The following is a 20,611-nucleotide window of genomic DNA, read 5'->3' as shown; positions in this document are numbered from 1 at the left end:
GAAAAGCGGGCCCAGGCCGAGGGTGGGGAAGGCTGATCGCTTACCAGGATACTGGATAGTGACCACATAGGTGGGGCGTCAATGCTCAGTGGGTACTTTTATATGTTGATGGCGTTTGGTAGTGTAGTCCTTTATACCATTCTGTATTAACCGTATCTTTTCTTGATTGACTCAGCCCCACTTACAGGAAGCTTTCACTGCTGAATTAAAATCCCTTTCGGTCTATAGCTTGTCTGAAGGCTCGCAAGACAGCCCCAATGGATCCCCACTCATTCCAGAGTTCCTGGCCGGGCTACATGGTTCTTGACTTTATCTGATATATATCTTGCCATTTCGGCAGCATATTTTGGTTTCATTCTTTGTCACCGTCCTTCCATGTGCATTTTGTGTATAGTTCGGTACCGCTAAGCTGGTAGGTTTTCTCTTTTGAATTAACTTCACAGTTTAATATGAGAGGGCTTCCTTCCAGCTCAGAATTTTCTGATGGGCTCACCTTGGCGTTTTCCCAAAACACCTCTTCATTGCCATCGATAACAACCGACAGTTGTTGAGCCACAAAAAACTGGACGGGAAGGATTTGACTAACACTTAGCTCTCTGACTCCCTCTAATTTGACGACTCCATCATCGTCGGTATAAGAAAGATCTTCATTTAATTTATCTTTCCATTCCCAGCGTCGAACTACTTTAGCTCCTCTTAAAGGATATCCGTCTTGAGTAATTGTTATTGCGGATGGAGAAAACAGGTATGCCTTTCCTGCGTCGAAAACTGACATAGAAATCACCCTACCTGAGAAAAACATGAATATAAAAAATAATATGACATAAATTCTTGTAGCCATTTATATAGATTTTATCTGTATATCTTCAAAATAAACACCGATCTTCATAGGGGCAACTAACCCGAGCTACCCTCCAATCAGCGAAGTTGGACATCCCACTATAATTATCTACCACGTGCCGCACCATCTCCCATTCGTGCTGCAAGCTTCCCTGGTAATAATACTGTCGCACTGCCCATGGCAATGGTATTCGACGACTTCACGCAGGTATATTGGCTTACACCCATATTCTGCAATCTTTTCGCTCGCACTGGACACTGATAACCAGGAAGGAAACAAACTCAACTGGAAGAAACTATGTGATTGAGCTCTCGTACATGGCCGGAAGCTGGACGGTGCCACCCTTATCCGCCATTGCGGTGTCGACGGCTTTCTCCCTCCATTTAACGGTACGGATTATTACAGCACCTGCGGCGGGCTCTCCATCTAAAGTGAGTTGGAGCTTTGTTTCTGAAAAGGTACACGCTTTAAAAGGGTTTAAAGAAGCCATTGTATTGCCGGGTGCGGGAATCAATGCGATCAGAAAAGCAGGGAAAATGAATAGTTTCCTGATATTCGCGATTGGACAGTTCACTGTCGTTCTCCGATCAGGGTCGTCGGAATACAGGCAAGCTACGGATAGCCCGGGGAGGGCCGCGGTGCGCACGGCGCACCCTACATTCGGGGCGCCGGTAACGCATCGGGGCTTCCGCTCCTGCCAGAATCAATTGACTTTGTAACTGAAGTCCCCTTCTTCTGTTGCGCCGATATGGATGGCTTGCACTTCTTCCCCTCTCGCCATTCTGTCCAGGCATTCGCTGGCCAGTGATGGTAGCAGGGTACGGTTGAGGATGACTTCGATATTGCGCGCACCGGTGTCCGACTCCTGGCAGCGGGCGACGATATTGATCAGTACATCTTCGTCGTAACTGAAGTCGGCACCGTAGTGTTCCTTGACCCGCTTCTCGATGCGGCGCATATTGATCTTGCAGATTTCCACCATGTTTTCGTCATCCAGCGGATAGTAGGGGATAACATTGCTGCGACCGAGGAAGGCCGGTTTGAATTTCTGCAGCAGGTGCGGGCGGATATTGTCCATGAGTACATCCGGCTCCGGCTTTTCTTCCACCTGGTCGAAGATGGCCCGGATGGCTTCTTCACCGGCGTTGGAGGTCATGATGATGACGGTGTTCTTGAAATCGATATCGCGCCCTTCACCATCCTTGATACGGCCCTTGTCGAACAGGTTGTAAAAAATATCCTGGACACCCGGGTGGGCCTTCTCCATTTCGTCCAGCAGGATTACCGAGTAGGGCTTGCGGCGCGCCGCTTCGGTGAGCACACCGCCCTCGCCGAAACCGACGTAGCCGGGAGGCGAGCCCAGCAGCATGGAGACTTTGTGCTCTTCCTTGAACTCGGCCATGCTGATAGTGGTGATATTCTGCTCGCCGCCGAAGAGTTCATCGGCCAGTGCCAGCGCGGTTTCGGTCTTGCCGACGCCGCTGGTGCCGCAGAACATGAAGACGCCCACCGGCTTGCGCGGATCGGTCAGGCCCGCACGGGAGGTGCGAATCGCCTGGGCGATGGCTTCGGTAGCATGGGGTTGTCCGATCACGCGGCGATCGAGGCGCTCGGCCAGGGTCTGTACGGCGACGATTTCATCGCTGACCATTTTGCCCACCGGAATACCGGTCCAGTTGGCGATGACCTCGGCGATGGCCTGTTCGTCCACGGCCGGCTGCATCAGCGGCGTTTCGCCCTGCACCTCCTGTAGCTGCACGTGGAGTGACTGAAGTTGTTCCTTCAGGTCCGCCATGGCGGCTTTGTCCGGTGTTTCGCCGGCCAGTTGCTGCTGGAAGGCTTCGTCCACCTGGTCGCGCAGGCCGTGTATCTGTCCGATCAGTTCGGACTCCTGCTGTTGCTGGTTCTGGAGGACTTCCAGCCGCTCTTCGGCGTCGGCCTTTTGCTCCGCCAGCGACTGCAATTGCTCTTCGTGCGCCCCGCTGGCGGCATTCTCGCGCTGCAGTTTCCCGATGGTGCTGTCGGCGCGGGCGATGATGCGCCGGGCATCCTCGATGGCGCCGGGCGTGGCGGACTGGGCCAGGGCCACACGGGCGCAGGCGGTATCCAGCAGGCTTACGGACTTGTCCGGCAGTTGGCGGCCGGGAATGTAGCGGTGGGACAGCTTCACCGAGGCGACCACCGCTTCGTCGAGAATGCGCACCCGGTGGTGCTCCTCGAGGGTGGTGGCGATCCCCCGCATCATATCGATGGCCTTTTCCTCGGCCGGCTCCTCTACCTTGACCACCTGGAAGCGGCGCGTCAGGGCCGGATCCCGCTCGAAGTATTTTTTGTACTCCGCCCAAGTCGTGGCAGCGACGGTGCGCAGCTCGCCCCGGGCCAGGGCCGGCTTGAGCAGGTTGGCGGCATCGCCCTGCCCCTCCTTGCCGCCGGCGCCGATCATGGTGTGGGCTTCGTCGATGAACAGGATGACGGGGGTGGCGGAGGCGCGCACCTCTTCGATAACCGATTTCAGGCGATTCTCGAACTCGCCCTTGACGCTGGCACCCGCCTGCAACAGGCCCAGGTCCAGGGTGCGCACGGCCACATCCCGCAGCGGCTCGGGTACGTCGCCGCTGGCAATGCGCAGGGCGAAGCCCTCCACCACCGCGGTTTTGCCCACGCCGGCTTCACCGGTGAGAATCGGGTTGTTCTGGCGGCGGCGAGTGAGGATATCGATACACTGGCGGATTTCGTCGTCGCGGCCCAACACCGGATCGATTTCGCCGTTGCGCGCGCGCTCGGTCAGGTTGACCGTGTATTTGTCCAGCGCCGGCGCCTTGCTGGCCGCAGCGGCCACCGCCGCCGCGCCGTCGTCCGTCGCCGCACCGCTTAAATGGCTGGATTCGCCGCTCTGTCCGTACAGGGCGCGGGCGGTTTCGCGGACGGATTCCGGAGCGATATTTTTCAGTTCCGGACAGGATTCCAGCAGTTGCCGGCGCGAGGTCTCGTCCAGCAGCAGCGCCGCCAGCAGGTGGCCGGAGCTGATGGTCCTGTGGCCGTAGTCGATCGACGCCAGCATCCAGGCGTTCTTGGCGCCCTCGACAATGGACGGCGACAGCGCGGCGGGCCGGCTGCTGCCGGATTTGAATTTGGCGATGGTGGTAGCGAGCTGCTTGGCCAGGCTGGAAGGGTTGGTGTCGTGTTTCTCCAGCAGGTGGTAGAAGTCGGTGTCCGACTGATCCAGCAGTTTAAGCAGCCAGTGTTCCAGCTCCACATTGTACTGGCTCTGGGACAGGCACAGACCGGCCGCGCCCTCGAGGGAATCGCGCATATGCGGCGTCATGGTGTCCACGAGCCGTTTGAGGTCGATATTGATCATGGGCAAAGTTCCTTTTCAATTCATTTTGTAAGGGTCAGGCGGACGGCAGTGCCTCGTCGGGGGATACGCGGTCCGCACTCAGGGTGATGTCCACCCGCTGCTCCTGCTGGTCGCCGCCCATATGGGCATTCCAACCGAGCAGCGGCTGGTTGTCGGTTTCATCCACCAGCTGTACCGGCGCAACCTGCCCTGTGGACAGGGTCACCGAGATTTCAAAATCCATCTCGACACCGGCACTGAACTGGATAAACGATTTGAGGGCCTCCAGCTTTTCGCTGCCGGGGGCGATGGTCATGAACTGCTCGTAGGCGAGCGGCTCCACCACCACGCGAAACTTGTTCTGTGCCTGGAAACATTCGATGCCGAGCACGCTATTGGTACCGAGACGATTGTTGATCCCCTGGGGATAACCGGGCCCGGGCAGGCGACAGAGTACATCCTCCGGCAGTTCGTCCCACTCGCCGCGAAACTGCTCGATGGAGACATTGAGCCCGAAATGCTGCCGGATCATGCTGGCCAGTGCCGCAGCGGAGCACTGCTGCCGGCCCAGGTGACCGGCCATGCCCAGCAATGATTCATCCGGCATCGGCATGCGATAGCGCATTTCACTGGTGCCGAGACCGGACAGAGATGCCAGAGCGTGGCTGAACAGATCCGGCTCGCGATCGCGACGCAGGTGCTGGCGTTCGTAGTTCGCCGGCAATTGGTATTTGTGCCAGGCCTGGTAGAGCAGGGAAATATGGCGGTGGTTGAAAATATCCAGAAAGTCGCGCAGCGCGGTATTTTTCTCGCGCAGCTCCTTCTGCACCAGCTCCGTCAGGTAGTAGGGCATGACCCCCTGGCTGCCGGCGAGCCCGGTAAAACCCACGTCCATCTGCCACTGCTTGAGCGCGCTACCCTTGTCCGCGTCCGCGCTTTCGCCCTGCTCTATTTTCAGGACATCGGAGCCGACAAAAGACAGCGATGACTGTGCGTGGAAACGCACCAGTTCCCGCGACGGCGGCGCCGAGCCGGCGACGGTTTCGCTGGCGCAGTCTTCGCCATCGATCATCGATGCGCGCTCGAGCAACCGCACCGACTGGAAAAAGTCGAAACGGTAGGGCTCGCGGCGCAGCCGCTCGATTACAGTAAAGCTTTGTCGCCGGCGCGCGGTGGCCATCGCTTCAGCTCTCCATCTCGGCCACTGAGGGTGGCGATCAATCGGGTAAAGGAATTCAGGGAACAGTAGAGTCCCAGGAAGCGCTCAATCACGCTGGCAAACAGCAGCGGGCTGGTGCCCGTCAGCATCATCGAATCCAGTTCGATGGTGACTTCGGTACCGCGGCACAGCACCACGCTGTCGTCGATCTGGATGGGCGCGGTGATCGGTCGCGTGTCCAGCTTCAGCAATGCCTCGATCAGGTTGCGGGTGCTGGCGGAATCGCGGAAGTCGTAGAGGCGCAGTATCTCCTTAAACGCATCGCAGCCGCCATTGCCGGACAGCGACAGGTGGTTCAGGTTCAGGTGCGAGATCAACCGCCAGTAACCACGCTCGCGCCGTGGCGGCCGCAAGGTAGCCGAGGGCGCGACCACGCAACTGATACGGCTCGCCGGCGCATCGCCGTCCACCACTTCCAGGTAGGGTTGACCGTTGCCGGTGGGCAGCTTTTTCGGCAGGTTGCGGTTGCAGCAGGTCAGTTGCAGGTCGAGCGTCTGGTCACTGATGCGGTGCGGATTGAAATCCAGGTCCACCAGGGCAATATCCACTTCCGATGCCTGTTCGTTGCGATGATCCCCTTCGACCACATCGCGCCGTCGACTGAACCAGAAGGCCGACTGGCGCGCCTGGTGCCGGCTGTGCTGTACGCCGTAGAAAGGCCGATAGTGGGTTGTCTCACCGCTGCCGTCGGTTGCCGCGACGGCATCGATCGAGTAGACCTCCAGCCCCTGGCTGCGGCGTGCATCCGCTACCACCGGATAGTTGTAGCGGGTGTGGTTGAGGGGAATCGGATCGGCAGTCTGTGGAAACAGGTTGACGACCGGCGTACACCCCAGTGCAAACATGCTGGCGGCGATCTGCTTTTCCAGTTCGTCATGGGATTCCGACAGGTAGAAATACAGGTTCAGCGTATCGCCATAACTGTCGTTGAGCGCCTGGGCCAGACCGCAGATATCGATAAACTGGAACTTCTCCGGAAAGGCAAAGTACTCGGTCAGCAGTCGGTAGCCGATAAAGGCGGTGTCCGGATAGGGCAGCAGGCCCTCGTCCGGCTCCAGGCCCACCTGGCGAATATTGTCCGCATCCAGGTAGACCGGTTTCGGATCCCCCTCACTGCTGGCGGCCACCACCCGCACACATTTGCCGAGCAACAGGTCATAGAGTGCGTGGGTATGGCTGGGCTGGCCACGCAGGAAAAAACGCAGTTTTTCCGGTTGCAGTTCGGCAAAGTTCAGGTCGGCGGACAGGGTCTTCAGGGACAGTTTGAGAACCGCATTGGCCCCCTGGATATCGTTGCAGCCGGGCGCCATAAACGGCCGCGGCATCAGGCTGGCACTCTCCACCTGAAAGGGGCAGACATCCACCGGGTAGCGGCTGGTGAAGCGGCAGGTCTGTCCCTGGAAGCTGTCGCTCTCCAGCAGCGTGTCCGCATCGATGCGCGTAATCGCATCCAGGTCCGGTTCCGGCTCGAACTGCACGATGGCGCAGGACGGAATCGGCCGCAGGTAGTGCGGGTAGAGGGTCTCCAGCATCGCGTCGGTGAGTTCGGGGAAATCGTCGCTCAGTTTCTGCTGCACCCGCGCGTTCATATAGGCAAAGCCCGACAACAGGCGTCCTACCAGTGGATCGTCGACGGTGTCGGCATCCAGTTGCAGGCGCGAAGCGGCGGCCGGATGCATGCGCGCAAACTCCGAGGCGGTCTGCTGGATGAAGGCCAGCTCTCGCTCGTAGAGATCGATCAGCTTTTCACTCATTACAGTATCTCCGACACATCGACGGTCTGGGTGATCGGGTTCAGGGCCGAGTCGAACACGATCACTTCCGCCGCGGGATTGATGTGCAGTACGGCTTCCACACGAAAGCGGATACTGGGATCCTCCACATCGATCTTGTCCTGGGTGGTGACCTTTACCGAGCGGATACGCGGCTCGAAGCGCAAAATGGTTTTCTCGATATCGCGGCAGAAACGCTTGCGGCTGTCGATGGATGACAGGTTGACGGTCGACAGGTCCGGCAGGCCGTAATTGATATTGGAATCCTCCAGGCTTTTGTGGCTCTCCGGTGCGGATACGCAGCAGAATCGCGTATTGAACAGGTACTCCAGATCGCGCCGCACGCCTTCGCGCAACTGCCGCAATACCTGGTGCGGTTGGTGCATATCCATATTGCGCGAGGATTCCAGCAGCCGGTCCAGGACCGGGGCCAGTAGCCGTTTTTCCGCAGCCATATCAGTTGACGGCCCCCACACCGATTTGCGCCAGCGCCGTGGTCAGTTTCAGCTCGGAAACCAGGTGGTCCACGGTGTAGTGGCTTTTCAGGTGAATCACGCTCTGGTAACTGCCCGGCTTTCCGGGTTCGTCCATCACTGCCACGCGGGCCTCGCGCAGCGGGTAGCGCGCGAGCATTTCCCAGGAGAGGTCGTCGCGACCGGTGGTGTAGCGGTCCAGCCACTGTTGCAATTGCCGTTCGCAGTCCTTGGCATTCATGTAGGCGCCAACCTTGTCGCGGATCATGACCTTGATGTAGTGGGCGAAGCGCGATGCGCAGAGTATCTGCTGCAGCATGGCGCTGATGCGCGCGTTGGCGGTGGCCGCCTTGGTGGTGTACTGCTTCGGCCGCTGCAGCGATGGCGCGCTGTTGAAGGCACTGTAGGGCGTGTCGTAGCAGTGGCAGAGGCAGGTAAAACCCAGCTCGCTCAGCTCGCGTTCGGCAAAGTCGGTCACCAGGATGGAGGTGGACATGCGCACCTGCTGCGGGCTGCTGTCTGGCCGGTAGGGCACCGACGGCAACTGGCTTACCAGTCCCCCACCGACGTGGTCGCGGGCTACGCCGCGAATATGGGAGAACCAGCCCACTTCGCTGAACTCGCGGATCAGCACCGTGCCCAGTGCAAAACAGGCATTGCCCCACAGGTATTTTTGGCTGTCGCGGCCGGCTATGTCCTCGGCAAAGCGCAATCCGCGATAGCTGGAAAAGTCCGTATTGTAGGGCTGGCGCATCAGGATCTGGGGCAGGGTGACGGCGATAAAGCGGCTGTCCTCCATATCCCGCAGGGCGTTCCAGCGGATGTACTGTTTCTGGCGAAATACCTCGGCAAAATCGATCGGCCTGGCGAGATCGTCGAATCGGTCCACACCGAACAGCTGTGGTGTGACCCCGCAGACAAAGGGAACGAAGGCGGCCGCCGCGGTGTGCGCGATGCCCTGCAGGGTGAACACATCGTCGTGGGGATGATCGGCAAAAGGCCGGTGCGATACCTGGTAGTCGCCGAGTATCAGGCCGAAGGGTTCGCCGCCGGGAGTGCCGAATTCCTCGTTGTAGATCAGGTGGAAAAAACCGGACTGGTCGAAATCCGGCGCGCGCTCGATATCCTTTCCCAGATCGCGCCAGCTCGCATCCAGCAGCTTGATCTTGATATTGTCGGAGTGCGGCGCACTCTGTACCAGCATCGACAGGCCGCGCCAGCTGCTCTCCAGCCGCTGGAAACGCGGGTGGTGCAGAATGCTGTTGATCTGGTCGCAGACGAGTTCATCCAGTTCGGCCACCAGGCGATTCAACCACTGGCGCAGGGTAAAGTTTTCCCGCTGCGGGCAGGGGCAGATTTCCGTCAGCCAGTACTCGAACGCGAAGAGTTCGTCCGGCTCACGCAGGAATTTCTGCAACGGGGAAGTGCGCTGCAGCAGTTGCGGCGGCAACAGGGATTCCGTATCTGCACTGGTGTCAGCGGATTGAGCGGCGGGCACAGCGGCTACTCCCACGGGATTGAACGGGTCGATCGGCTCGTCGCAGACAGGGGGTCGGGGCCGGGCGACGGGTATGCGCCCGGCCCTCCCTTCCCTGCCAGCGAGGTTTTCGGCGCGGCCCGGAAGGGGCCGCGGCAACGCTTATCCCGCGGTGGGGATATTCGCCACCATGCGCATGGAAGTGGTGAGCTCTTCCATCTGCAGCCAGGGCTTGAGATAGGCGACGGCGCTGTAGCAGCCGGGCTGGCCGGGAATTTCCTTCACCTCGACACGCGCCTCCGCCAGCGGATACTTGGCCTTCATTTCGGGGCTAGCATCCGGGTTGGAGTTGGTGTACTGGGTAATCCACTTGTTCAGCCAGCGCTCGCAGTCGCTCGCTTCCATGAAGGAACCCACCTTGTCCCGCGCCATCACTTTCAGGTAGTGGGCAATACGGGAGGTAGCCATCAGGTACGGCAGGCGCGCGGAGATGGCCGAGTTGGCGGTGGCATCCGGATCGTCGAAGACCTTCGGCTTCTGCGTGCTCTGGGAACCGAAGAACACCGAGTAATCGGTATTCTTGTAGTGACACAGCGGCAGGAAGCCCTGGCCGCTGAGCTCCGCCTCGCGACGGTCGGTAATGCCGATCTCGGTGGGGCACTTCTGGTCCAGATCGCCGTCGTCACTCTTGAACAGGTGCGTGGGCAGACCCTCCACCTTGCCGCCGCCCTCGGCGCCGCGAATGGCGGTACACCAGGAGTTTTCCGCAAAGGCCTTGGTCATGGTGGTACCCATCACGTAGGACGCGTTCATCCAGCAGTACTGGCTGTGGTCCGCCGGGCGGGACACACCGTCCTCATCCACCTCGAACTCCTCAAAGTTGAAGGACTCGACCGGCTTGGTATTTTCCCCATAGGGCGTGCGCGCCAGGGTGCGCGGCATCACCAGGGTGACGAAGCGGGAATCGTCGCTGTCGCGGAAGCTGCGCCACTTGATGTACTCGCCGGATTCGAAGATGCCGCCCAGGTCGCGGGGCTTGGACAGCTCGGTAAAGTCGTTGAAGCCGAACATGCCGGCACCGGCGGCGGAAACGAACGGGCAGAAGCCGGCCGCGGCGACATTGGACATCTTGCTCAGCAGCTCGATATCTTCCGGGTGGCTGGTGAATTCGAAATCGCCGATCATGCAGCCGAAAGGCTCGCCCCCGGCGGTACCGAATTCCTCTTCGTAGATTTTTTTGAAGGTCTGGCTCTGGTCGAACTCCACCGCCTTGTCGAGATCGCGGAACAGCTCGCGCTTGGTGAGGTTCATCATGCGGATTTTCAGGGTCGCGCCCGTCTCGCTGTTCATCACCAGGTGGTGCAGACCGCGCCAGGATCCCTCCAGCTTCTGGAATTTCTCGTCGTGCAGGACCGCCGACAACTGCTTGGACATGGCGGCGTCGATGGCCTGCACGGCCTTGTTGATGGTCTGGGTCAGGTTGCGGTCCCAGGTAACGGTGCCTTCCATGACCTGCTTTGTCAGGTTGGCGATCAGGTCCTGGGCTTCGTCCGGCTCGGTCTGCTTGGTGGCCGAGATGGCCTGCTCCAGCAGATCGACCGACTGCTCTTCCGCTTCGTTTTCTGTTGCGTTTTCGACTTCGGTGCTCATTCTGCATCCTCTCCTTTGTCTTCACCGAGACCCAGCTTTTCGGAAATCTCGCCGACGTTGTCGGTGCTCTTGAGAATATCCTCCAGCACTTTCTCCAGCTCTTCGGAGCGATCCGCCTTGCTCAACAGGTCGCGCAGTTTACTGCGCGCTTCCAGCAGCTGCTTCAGCGGTTCCACCTGCTCGACGATCTGCTCCGGGGAGAAGTCGTCCATATGGTTGAAATCGAGGTCCACACCCATCTTGCTGCCGTCGCCGGCCAGGGTGTTCTCCACCTGCAGGTTCAGTTTCGGGTTGACCTTGGTCATCACGTCGTTGAAATTGTCGCGGTCGATCTGCACGAATTTTCGCTCTTTCAACGCCTTGCGGTTTTCCTGGTTGTCACCGGAGTAGTCGCCCATAACACCGGTGACAAAGGGCAATTCCTTCTTCACCTCGGCACCGTTGGTCTCTACGTCGTAGGTGATATGGACGCGCGGTTTGCGAACGCGCTTCAGCTTGTTGTGGATGCTCTCGGACATCTCGGGTCTCCTTTCCTCAAGTTAGGAATAACAATTAACGAAACAGTTACCAGCCGACTTCCGCCTCCGCTTTGGGCTTCGGCTCTTCACTCCAACCGGCGTCGGCAGGTGCCGATTCCGCGGATTCTGCGGCGGGCTCCGCCGCCGGGGCGCTCGCTGCCGGAGCGGCGGCCGGCGGAGCCACGTAGCGCTGCGTGTCCGAGCCATCCAGCCTGACGCCGGTCAACTGGGAATAGACGGCGCGGGACTGATCGTCGGGCAGCAGTTCGGTCATCAGTTCGGATACGGTCATACGACCCCAGCCGATCAGGCGCTCAAGGCCGGGGGCCAGCGGTGTGTGGGGTTCGTAGGTGCGGAAATATTTCGCCGCCTGCTCCAGCAGTTTGAGCGCATCCTCCCGCGAGGCAACCGGGCCGGCGGGCATCGCCGGTCCGGCCACCGCGGCCGCGGCTGCGCTGGTGTCGCCGGTATCGTCAGCCGCGTCGGACGTCTCTGCGGGCGCATTTTGCGCGGCCAGCGCGTCGAGTTGCGCCTTGTAGATGAAACGCGTGGTGCGCAGCACCTCGTCCAGCAGGGCGCTGATATTGGTAAAGGGCGGTGCATCGTTGCCACAGTGGCCGCGCAGCGTTTCGTTGAAACTCTTGTAGTGGGCGATGGCCTCTTCGATGGTCTCCACCTGGTTCTGCGCCCACTCGCCGCCGGCGCCGTTCACGCAGGCGTCGATATCACCGAGGCTGTAGCCGAGGCTCTCGATTCGCGCCGCCTTGGCGTCGTCGTCGGCGATGCGGTCGGCGTCGCGGGCCTGCTGGTGCTGGAAAAAGGAAAAGGCACCGTAGTCGCCTTCCGGAGTAATCGCGGCGCTGCGAATCGGCAGCATCAGGGTGCCATCGCCGCCGTCGCCGTTAAGCCCGGTCAGCGGCGCCACCTTGGTTTCCAGGCCGTCCTCGTCCGGCTCCGGGTAGAGACCTTCCCAGTGGTCCTCCACCAGGCGGTCGATCAGGGCGAAACCATCGCGCAGACCGACGAAGCCGTTCAGGCGGATCAGCGCCTCGGTGTACCAGGCGGCCACCTCCAGGTCCTTGCTCTGGCCGGACAGGATCTTCTCAGCGGATTTGGCCACGTCGCGCCAGGGTGCCAGCAGGTCCGCGTCGGTGTCGTCGAACAGTGCCGAGCGCTCCGCGGCGCGGGCGCTGTTGCGGGCATCCTTGATGGTGTAGTAGTCCGAGGTGGGCGAGCGGTCCTCGCGGATATCCGCACCGGTGGACTTCTCGCCATCGATGGCCGCCGCCAGCTCGTCGATCTGAATTACATTGGGAAATGCCATGAAGCGTCCTTTATTGTGAATTCCCTGAATATTCCATTCTTTCTGCCCGCCCCGGTTCCGGCGTCCTCCGGCACACCTGAATCAGAGCTCCGCGGGCACACTCTCGGCGGGCTCGTTTCCGACGGCCCCGGCGCGCTGTCCGGAAAGGCGGAGACCGGCGGCCACTTCCAGAAACTGCAACCGCTGTGTGTCGAAGTCTTCCCGTTCGCACCAGAGGAACAGTGTGTAGAAACACACTTCGGACTGCAGGCAGGCGATCAGGTACTGGACCTCCACTCCCCCCACCAGTGCCACCATCTCACCGGCATAGGCCGGGAGCTCGCACTCCAGCAGCGGAGCCGGCGCGGCGCACAGGCGACCGCCCGCGACCTTGTCGATACACTGCTGCAACTGCGCGTCGCAGTAGTCCGAGAGGGTCAGTATCTCCGACAATTCCGCCACTGGCTGGCCGAGTGCCACCAGATAGCGATGATTCTGACTATCGCCCGCCTGCAGCAGCGCTTCGGGGTTGAGCTGCTCGCAGCGCTGCCAACCGCCGGGAAGCGGCACGGAAAAGCTGCCGTCAGTGGCCCACAGAACCTCCGGCTCCGCGGGTTTCGTGTCATCCCGATCGGGCCGGGGCCGGTTGGTGCGAAAGACCGTACGATCGCCCCGCAGTAACTCCGAGTGCCAGCCACCGCTCCAAAGGGCGCGGACGATTTTCTCCGCCTGCTGCTGGCTGTCGGACGCCTTGACCGTAGCGCGATTGCCGGCCAGCAGCCGCCTGATCTCCTCGAAGCCCAGATTGAAACGCTGCGCCAGGGTTTCTATCCCCCGGCGACGGCTGAAGCCTTCGCGCAACTCCCCCGTAAAAACTACCCGAAACGACATCCCTGTGCCTCGCACTTTTTCTTGTCCGATGTGCCTGTTTGCCGATATCCCACTACGGATATCGCGAACCGGTGCCACCCCGGCACCGCTACATCATCATCGGTGTTCAGTCCAACTCACTCATCCACTGAGAGAGCCCGCTCAACCGGAGCTGGTGAGCGCAGGAAACACTAATGGAAAATATTCCAATAATGCCTTTGATACTTTGAAAGTCAGCGCCAATTCTAACGAATATTTTCAGCGATTGAATACAGATCAGCAGACTATTTGCCAAGCGATGCACAGCATCAGTCAAAATTATTAAGAAAATCGGGCCTTTATTTTTCCAGAAAAGGTCACCAAACAAAATTACATTCAATTACAGCCGAAACTCTGGGCGGCCAGCAGTGTCAGCCGGCAATGAATCACCCGGACCGTCAACCTTAGCAGAAAATTATCGACTAAAAGACCGACTGCAAACGGTGAACGAATGGGGCCCGGCAATTCGATTTCCGGGAGGACGGCTGTGGGAGCTCCGATCCCCGCGAATTCCAGTCACCAGTGTTTTACCTGGGCGCCGAGCATGGTGCAGTAGAGTGTGGGCTCCGGCAGGCCCGGGCTCAGCAGGGTGCTGGGCGCCAGGTACTGCGAACCGGCACACCACCAGACGCTGTAACTCGGGTACTGCTGCCGGTAAAGCTGGTTGAGCAGTGCCGGATAACTACCGGCGATACCGTCGGTGTTGCCGCCGGCAATATACGTCGCCGAAACTTCGGAGACCGAATCCACTACATCTGCATACGCGGGTTCCGGAAAGCGCTCGCAGAGCTGGTCCGCCTGCAGGCCATTCTGCAGCGCTTCGATCGCCAGGTCCTGTAGCTGCCGATACCAGTCCTCCGCCGACAGTTGCAGGGCAAAGGGGTTGCCGTGGGAGACCGGCACGGCCATGGTCAACGGGAAGTAGCGGCCGACGCTGTCCACGCTGGGCACCAGGATGCCGGCCCAGGCCTGTTCGTCCAGCACACCCGGCGACAGCGCAAAGCGCCAGACGGGGCTGGTCAGGTAGTAATCCAGCCAGGGCTCGCCGATCAGCTCCCGCGAGCCGTGCACGGCGCGCTGCAGCCACTCGTCCCAGGGTGTGACGAAACTCGCCGGCAGCTCCCGCTGAATAAAGTCACCGTGTCCCGGCAATTTGCCGAACAGGCCTCTGCTCTCTGTCAATTTTTATCTTCCTTTGTCGCTATGCGTCTTCAGGGGCCTCGGGGCAGGCTCCTGCATTGTTTCTGTGAGGGCCGAATTACAGCGTCTGCGGGCAGCGGTACCTGCCCAGCAGGCTGTCGTCGAACGGGTTGTCGGCGCTGGCGGTGGACAGCCTGAACTCCGCTTCGCGCCCCTCCTCCTCGAAGGTCACCAGGTATTCGGTGCTGCTGCGCCCGCGGCGCATTTCGGAACTTTCCAGCAGCCGGTACCAGGCCCAGTCACCCTCGAAATGCTTGCGGTGTACTGTCTCGTTCAGATCCTCGAAGAGGATCCGCACGCGATTGGACTCACCGCCGCGCCAGTCGATTTTTTTCGTGGTGCGCGGCCCGTGTGAATAGGGTACCCGCTGGCTCCCCACTTCCAGCGCAAACAGGCGCACGCCGGAGTCCAGCTTGGTGGGCTCGATGCGGAAGGAGTAGCCGGCCTGTTCGCCGCCGCTGAAAAAGGTATTGCGGATACGCTGGGCGCGCCGCATCTGCACCAGCGCCGTCTGCGAGACGCCCAGGCTCTGTCCCTCCAGCGATTTGGCAGTCCAGTTTCGCGTGTCGATGAACGGCTGCAGGTATTTGCGGATGAACTTCTGCTCCACGCCGCCCGGCTTGAAGTACTCATTGAACTCCATCACCGGCACCTCCTGCTCGCGATTGCCGCGCAGCGGATAGCGGTTGGCGAGACTGCGGCGATAGGTGCTGTAGACCTGCTCGCGCCAGATGCGGTCGGCGTGCAGTTTGGACTTGGCCATCACCAGTCCCCAGGTGCTGTCGGCAATCTGGTTCAACCACTTCTTGAACGGTGCCGGCGCGTTGGCCGCCTTGACGCGCAACTGCTTGATGGCGTCGCCACCGCCGCCGGCAAAACGCCCCTTGGCGCTGTTGAAGGCCGCCTCGTTGGGGTCCGGGGCGCTGTCGATCTCGGTCAGGTACTCCTGCACCCCGGTGATCGCGGACAGGTATTCCTGAGTCCGCGCCGGCCGCCCCTTCTCGCTCTGGGTGATGCGGTGCAATTCCTCGAAGCGCAGGTCGACGCTGGTGGGCTGGAAATTTTCCTTCAGCTTGCTCGCCGCACCGCTGGCCGCCAGTTCGCCGGCCTTGCGCGTGTTGCTGGACACCGGCAGCCTGACACCGGAGGCATCCACCGGCATTTTCGGCCGCGGTGTCAGGCGGGTGTTGTCCGCTGTGATATCAGCCACCGCCAGCAGCGGCGAATAGACCGGGTCCGATAGTTTCGACAGTGTGTCCAGTGCGCCGCTGGTGCTGCGGAAACGGCGAATCGAGAACCCCCGCAGAAAGTCCTGCCAGCGCTGCTGGTATTCCCCCAGATAGATGCGCTTCACTTCCTCGCCGAGCTGTTCGCGGTCCGCCTCGCTGAAATCCTCGCCACTGAGTTCACCCCCGTAGATCCAGCGCTCCTCGGACAATTGATTCAACAGCTCGGAGTCGGCGTCGAAGTCCATTTCCTTGTAGCCGGCCTTGGTATACAGGTAGGGAATACTGAAACGGGAGTCGGTGGCGGCGATACCGAACAGTTGCTCGGTGTCGCCGCCGATTTCACCGTAGAGATCCACCGGTGTCACCCCCAGCTCGCTGCGCTGCATCTGCGCGTAGAGGCGCTGGGGCACCGGAATCCGGCGCAGCTGCTGGCGCGCGCGGGCGACGACGCGCTCGTTGGCTTCCAGGCCGGTCGGCAGAGGCTGTTCGAACAGGCGCGTCAGGTGTGCCGCCAGTTGCTCCTGCTTCTGCGCCTCGCCCGACAATTGCCGCTCCCAGCGCCCGGCAAAATACTCCTTGAGCACCTCGGGGTCGCGCTTGTCCGGGGTGAAGAACATCAGGTAGTTGCGCAGGGTGGCCGCCAGTGCCGGATCCTCCGCTCCCAGGCGCGTCAGGTGGCGCTCGGTGTCGCGGGTCAGCGACGGCAGGAAAACCGTCTGCAATTCTCTGCGATAGAGCTTATCGGCGGCGCGATCCACGCGGTCGTCATAGAGCCCCAGGTTGTTGAGCCAGGGATGCTCTTCCTTCTGGTAAACCTGCGATGCGGTATAGAGCGGCTCCAGCAGTTTCAGGCTGTCGGCGGGCGTCAGCCGCCGGTTGCCCAGTGCCGCCCGGTTTTCGCGGTACTCGGCCACCCTGTCCTCGACCTCGCCCATAAAAATCCTGTTCTGGGCGATGCTGCCGGTCCAGAGGATCAGGGCGCCGATGAAAATGGCGGCCGAGGCCGCGTAGACACCGCGGCGCGCCCACACGGTGGCCGTTTCTATCTTGCGGTTGACGCCCACCAGTTCCGCCTCGGGAAAAATGACATCCTTGAGCAGGCGGTGCAGGAAATAACTCTTGCCGGCGCCCTGGAATTTCTGGCCCATATCCCGCTCGAGACCGAAATCGGCACTGACGGTGGCCATCATGCGGTCGATGGGGCTGCCCTCCTGGGTACCGCTGGTGAAATAGAGTCCGCGCACCATGGGCACCGTGTCGTAGCGGTTGGGGCCGAAGGTCTGCCTGACGAAGTCTTCCAGTACCGTCTGCAGGCTTTCCATACGCGCCGGGAAGCCCTGCAGCATGCCGCGCTTTTCGACATTGCGCTCCTGGTGGACGCGCCACAGCACGCGCTGGTTGAGGCGCTCGATCAGTTGCCGGAATTCACTGGCAAAGCTGTCCAGCGGCGCGCCGGCGGCGGGGCTGGCCTCCTGCGGGAAACTCACGCCCCAGACCTGTTCCCGCTCGGCCTGCGACAGGTTGTCGAAAAACTCGCTGAAGCCCGCCACCAGGTCACACTTGGTGAAGGTGAGATAGATGGGGAAGCGGATTCCCAGTTGCTGCTGCAGTTCGTTGATGCGCTGGCGAATGGTTTTGGCCTGGTGAAGACGCTGCTCGGCGGTCTGCACCATCAGGTCCTGCAGGCTGATGGCCACCAGTGCGCCGTTGATCGGGCGGCGGCGGCGATAGCGCTTGAGCAGGCCCAGAAACGCCTGCCAGGCGCTGTTGTCGTAGACCCGGTGGCTGTCCTGGGTAGTGTAGCGACCGGCGGTGTCGATCAACACCGCGTCGTTGGTAAACCACCAGTCGCAGTTGCGCGTACCGCCCACGCCACCCAGTGCCTCCTTGCCGTGGGTCTGGGCCAGCGGAAACTCCAGCCCGGAATTGACCAGTGCCGTGGTTTTACCGGAGCCGGGTGGACCTATGATGATGTACCAGGGCAACTGGTAGAGGGAGACATTGCCGCGGTCGGACTTGAAGCGCGCGCGACGCAATACTTCCATCGCCTCGCGGAAACGGCCGGACAGCGCGCTCAGTTCCTCGCGGCTGCGCTCCTCGTCCGGGTCCGCGCGCTCCTCTTCCCGGGATTCCTCGATGCCATCGATCAGGGCCTTGTTCTGGCGCCGTTCCACCAGCCACTGGCTCAGATTCCACACCAGCCAGATGGCGAATAGGAAGACAATGATCGTCAGCCGCACCCCGTGCGACAGGGTGGCGTTGTCGGCACCGAACTTGATGTAGTTGGCACCGAACCAGATCAGCAGCGACAGCGCCGTCAGGCCGATCAGTCCCAGCACCCATTTGTTGGTAAAGAAATTGCGCAAGCGTCTCATGCAGTGCTCCGTCACCCGGCCGCTTTCGGCCGGAGGCAATAAACTGTCGTAAAGTCAGCGGCCGGTATCGGCCTGCCCGTTATCCTTCTATTATTTCCGCCGCAGGTGCCTATTCCTCCGACGCCGGCACTTCCTCTGCCGCCAGCGCGGTGATCTCCGCGGCCACGGGTGTGGCGCCCTGGTACAACCACCAGCGATACCCGCTGTAGGTGGCCGCCAGCACGCCGAAGACCACGCTGGCGATGACCCACAGCGGTACATAGTGAATCAGCCGGGTCTTGCGCTCGACGCAGCCCTGCCAGTGCGGCGACAGATCCCGCTCCATTGCCGGGCGGTGGCTCTCGATGGTCTGGTAGAGGTTGTCGCGGATCTGCTCCAGTTGTTCGTGGCCGCGCTGCGCCAACCGGTACTTGCCCTGGAAGCCGAGACTCAGGCAGAGATAGAAGAGCTCGAGGGTTTCCAGGTGCGAGGCCGGCGCCTCCTGCATGCGCTGCAGGATCAGGAAGCATTTCTCGCCGCCGAAGGTCTCCTTGTGGAACAGGCTCAGCAGGGAGTGCTGGCTCCAGCCGCTGGAACTGCCCCAGGGCGTGGACAACACCACTTCATCCACCACGGTGCACAACAGGTAGCGCGCGGTGAGCACCGTCTCCGGCGACAGCGACAACTGTTTGGCCTCGCGCTCGAAACCCTGGATTTCCCGGGTCAGGCGCTTGTGCAGGTCCGGCACATTGTCGTGGTTCATGGTGGTGCGCAGCTTGATGATCGCGCCCAGCAGCTTCGACGACGCCGCCACCAGCGGGTTGAGGCTGTTGCGAATGCGGATGTCCTGCTGCACCTCCCCGGCGCTGAAGGCGCCCGGCTGCGGGGCCGGCCGGTTGGGGCTGGCGGCGCCGGGCGTCGGTACCACCACGGTGCGGTCGCCGGCGGTGGGCGCGCCCGGCGGAGTGAAGTTGTCGTTGCTCATGTTCAATTGTTCCTTATGGCCCAGAGCTCCATGGTCAGCCCGGGGAACTCGGCCGCCAGGTGCACTGCGAAACCGCCGGACTTCTGCATGGCGTTCCACAGTTCACCGCTGCGCTCCAGCTCGAAGTAGGTAAAACCGGCGTGGTAGGGGATCTGCCGCGGCGCCACCGGCAACGGGCGCAACTGCAGGCCCGGTAACTGCGCCGAAATCAGTTCGCGGATCGCCTCCACCGGCGCCACCTTGGCCTGCCCCGGGAAGCGGCTACGCAGCAGGTCGCCGGGCATGTCCGCCTTGGCGGCCATAATGAAACTGGCGGACTTGATCAGCGACGGATCGGTAATCGGCGCCACATAGATGCCGAACTTGCGCTGCACCAGCTCCATGGCGATGGCGGTCTGCTCCAGCACCGTGGACAGGCACTGGCGCAGGGCGGAAAAGAGGCCGGCGTAACTCTGCTGCAGGTTTTCGTGGGCGTACTGGGGAATTGCCGGCGGCCGCTTGTCGGGCGCGGTGAAGGTGGACAGCTCGCCGGCCAGTTGCAGCAGTTCCAGGTAGAGGCTGTGCGGGTGCAGGCGCGGCTGCGCCGTGATCTGGCGCAGCAGCGGCTCGAAGCGGTTGACCACCTGCAGCAACAGGTAGTCGGCGATCTCCGCCGAGCCGCTGCGACCGCTGTCGCTGAGGCGATGGCCGAGGGCGGAGCCGCGGTGATCCAGCAGCCCGCGGATTTCCTCGATATAGGCCTTGATCACCGGCGAGGCGTCGGTGTTCAGCAGTGGCGGGATATATTCCGCATCCAGTTCCGCCGGTTTCTCCGGCTGGCGCTCGCGGATCCGCGCAACGCCGATGGCGGCGTAGCCGCTGAGATCGTCGCTGCCCAGTTTCAGGCAGGCGCGCAGCTTGCCCACCTGGATGCGCGCCGATTCGCCGGAGGCGGAGGCGCTGTTGCGCGCGTCAAAGTTGGTGGCCTGGTAGCGCGCCTGGGGAAAATCCTCCTGGTCGCGCACCGATTCCTGGCTGCCGGGCCGTTTCATCGGGATGCAGAGAAACACCTCCTCGTCCCGGGTGTTGACCGGCACTTCCAGCACCTCCGGCAGCAGTTCGTTTTCCGGCGCCAGCATCGGCGTGCCGTCGGGGAAAACGGCGCTGATACGCGACAGGGAGATCTTGCCCATGGCCAGCGGCTCGCTGTCGATGGCCACCTCCACGATCCCCCAGGTGTAGGGCCCCAGCGAGGCGGTGCGGGCCTCCACCAGTTGCTCCAGGTAGCGATCCTGCTGCTGGAAGTGCTGCGGGCGCAGGAACATACCCTCGCCCCAGATGACCTTGTTGTTCGCCGACATA

General features: G+C 61.3%; 15 protein-coding genes. All 15 read right to left on the bottom strand.

Annotated features, from left to right (window positions below; genetic code table 11):
• Positions 1 to 352: 352 nt before the first annotated feature.
• Positions 353 to 775, bottom strand: a complete 423-nt coding sequence (locus OQE62_RS16380) for a DUF6795 domain-containing protein (protein ID WP_265723122.1) — start codon at positions 773 to 775, stop codon at positions 353 to 355.
• A 361-nt stretch (positions 776 to 1,136) separates the two neighbouring features.
• A complete protein-coding gene (locus OQE62_RS19515; RefSeq protein ID WP_377535883.1) occupies positions 1,137 to 1,331 on the bottom strand; it encodes a DUF6795 domain-containing protein in 195 nt (64 codons plus the stop codon).
• Positions 1,332 to 1,544: 213 nt separating this feature from the next.
• Positions 1,545 to 4,202, bottom strand: a complete 2,658-nt coding sequence (gene tssH, locus OQE62_RS16375) for a type VI secretion system ATPase TssH (protein WP_265723121.1) — start codon at positions 4,200 to 4,202, stop codon at positions 1,545 to 1,547.
• A gap of 34 nt (positions 4,203 to 4,236) precedes the next feature.
• Positions 4,237 to 5,361 (bottom strand): type VI secretion system baseplate subunit TssG, encoded by a 1,125-nt coding sequence (tssG, locus tag OQE62_RS16370; RefSeq protein WP_265723120.1) that lies wholly within the window; start codon positions 5,359 to 5,361, stop codon positions 4,237 to 4,239.
• A complete protein-coding gene (tssF, locus tag OQE62_RS16365; RefSeq protein ID WP_265723119.1) occupies positions 5,325 to 7,154 on the bottom strand; it encodes a type VI secretion system baseplate subunit TssF in 1,830 nt (609 codons plus the stop codon). Before tssF ends, tssG begins: the two co-directional genes overlap by 37 nt.
• A complete protein-coding gene (gene tssE, locus OQE62_RS16360; protein WP_265723118.1) occupies positions 7,154 to 7,627 on the bottom strand; it encodes a type VI secretion system baseplate subunit TssE in 474 nt (157 codons plus the stop codon). Before tssE ends, tssF begins: the two co-directional genes overlap by 1 nt.
• Position 7,628: 1 nt before the next feature.
• The gene (tssC, locus tag OQE62_RS16355; protein WP_265723117.1) at positions 7,629 to 9,143 is read right to left on the bottom strand and encodes a type VI secretion system contractile sheath large subunit; all 1,515 of its coding nucleotides are present in this window, start codon (positions 9,141 to 9,143) and stop codon (positions 7,629 to 7,631) included.
• 141 nt (positions 9,144 to 9,284) lie between these two features.
• A complete protein-coding gene (gene tssC, locus OQE62_RS16350) occupies positions 9,285 to 10,772 on the bottom strand; it encodes a type VI secretion system contractile sheath large subunit (protein WP_265723116.1) in 1,488 nt (495 codons plus the stop codon).
• Entirely contained in the window at positions 10,769 to 11,290 is a 522-nt protein-coding gene (tssB, locus tag OQE62_RS16345) for a type VI secretion system contractile sheath small subunit (protein ID WP_265723115.1), read from the bottom strand. Before tssB ends, tssC (OQE62_RS16350) begins: the two co-directional genes overlap by 4 nt.
• A gap of 46 nt (positions 11,291 to 11,336) precedes the next feature.
• The gene (gene tssA, locus OQE62_RS16340; RefSeq protein ID WP_265723114.1) at positions 11,337 to 12,614 is read right to left on the bottom strand and encodes a type VI secretion system protein TssA; all 1,278 of its coding nucleotides are present in this window, start codon (positions 12,612 to 12,614) and stop codon (positions 11,337 to 11,339) included.
• 81 nt (positions 12,615 to 12,695) lie between these two features.
• Positions 12,696 to 13,484, bottom strand: a complete 789-nt coding sequence (locus OQE62_RS16335; protein ID WP_265723113.1) for a hypothetical protein — start codon at positions 13,482 to 13,484, stop codon at positions 12,696 to 12,698.
• A gap of 534 nt (positions 13,485 to 14,018) precedes the next feature.
• A complete protein-coding gene (gene tagF / locus OQE62_RS16330; RefSeq protein ID WP_265723112.1) occupies positions 14,019 to 14,684 on the bottom strand; it encodes a type VI secretion system-associated protein TagF in 666 nt (221 codons plus the stop codon).
• A gap of 76 nt (positions 14,685 to 14,760) precedes the next feature.
• Positions 14,761 to 18,306, bottom strand: coding sequence for a type VI secretion system membrane subunit TssM (tssM, locus tag OQE62_RS16325; RefSeq protein ID WP_265723111.1), 3,546 nt, complete (start codon positions 18,304 to 18,306; stop codon positions 14,761 to 14,763).
• Positions 18,307 to 18,415: 109 nt separating this feature from the next.
• The gene (icmH, locus tag OQE62_RS16320) at positions 18,416 to 19,270 is read right to left on the bottom strand and encodes a type IVB secretion system protein IcmH/DotU (protein ID WP_265723110.1); all 855 of its coding nucleotides are present in this window, start codon (positions 19,268 to 19,270) and stop codon (positions 18,416 to 18,418) included.
• Positions 19,271 to 19,272: 2 nt separating this feature from the next.
• Positions 19,273 to 20,610 (bottom strand): type VI secretion system baseplate subunit TssK, encoded by a 1,338-nt coding sequence (gene tssK, locus OQE62_RS16315; RefSeq protein ID WP_265723109.1) that lies wholly within the window; start codon positions 20,608 to 20,610, stop codon positions 19,273 to 19,275.
• Position 20,611: the final 1 nt, after the last annotated feature.

It is taken from the genome of Microbulbifer halophilus, from assembly GCF_026183675.1.
In the GTDB taxonomy this organism is placed as follows: domain Bacteria; phylum Pseudomonadota; class Gammaproteobacteria; order Pseudomonadales; family Cellvibrionaceae; genus Microbulbifer; species Microbulbifer halophilus.
The sequence above is the reverse complement of the archived record's forward strand: the minus strand, read 5'-3'. Positions and strand labels throughout refer to the sequence as shown.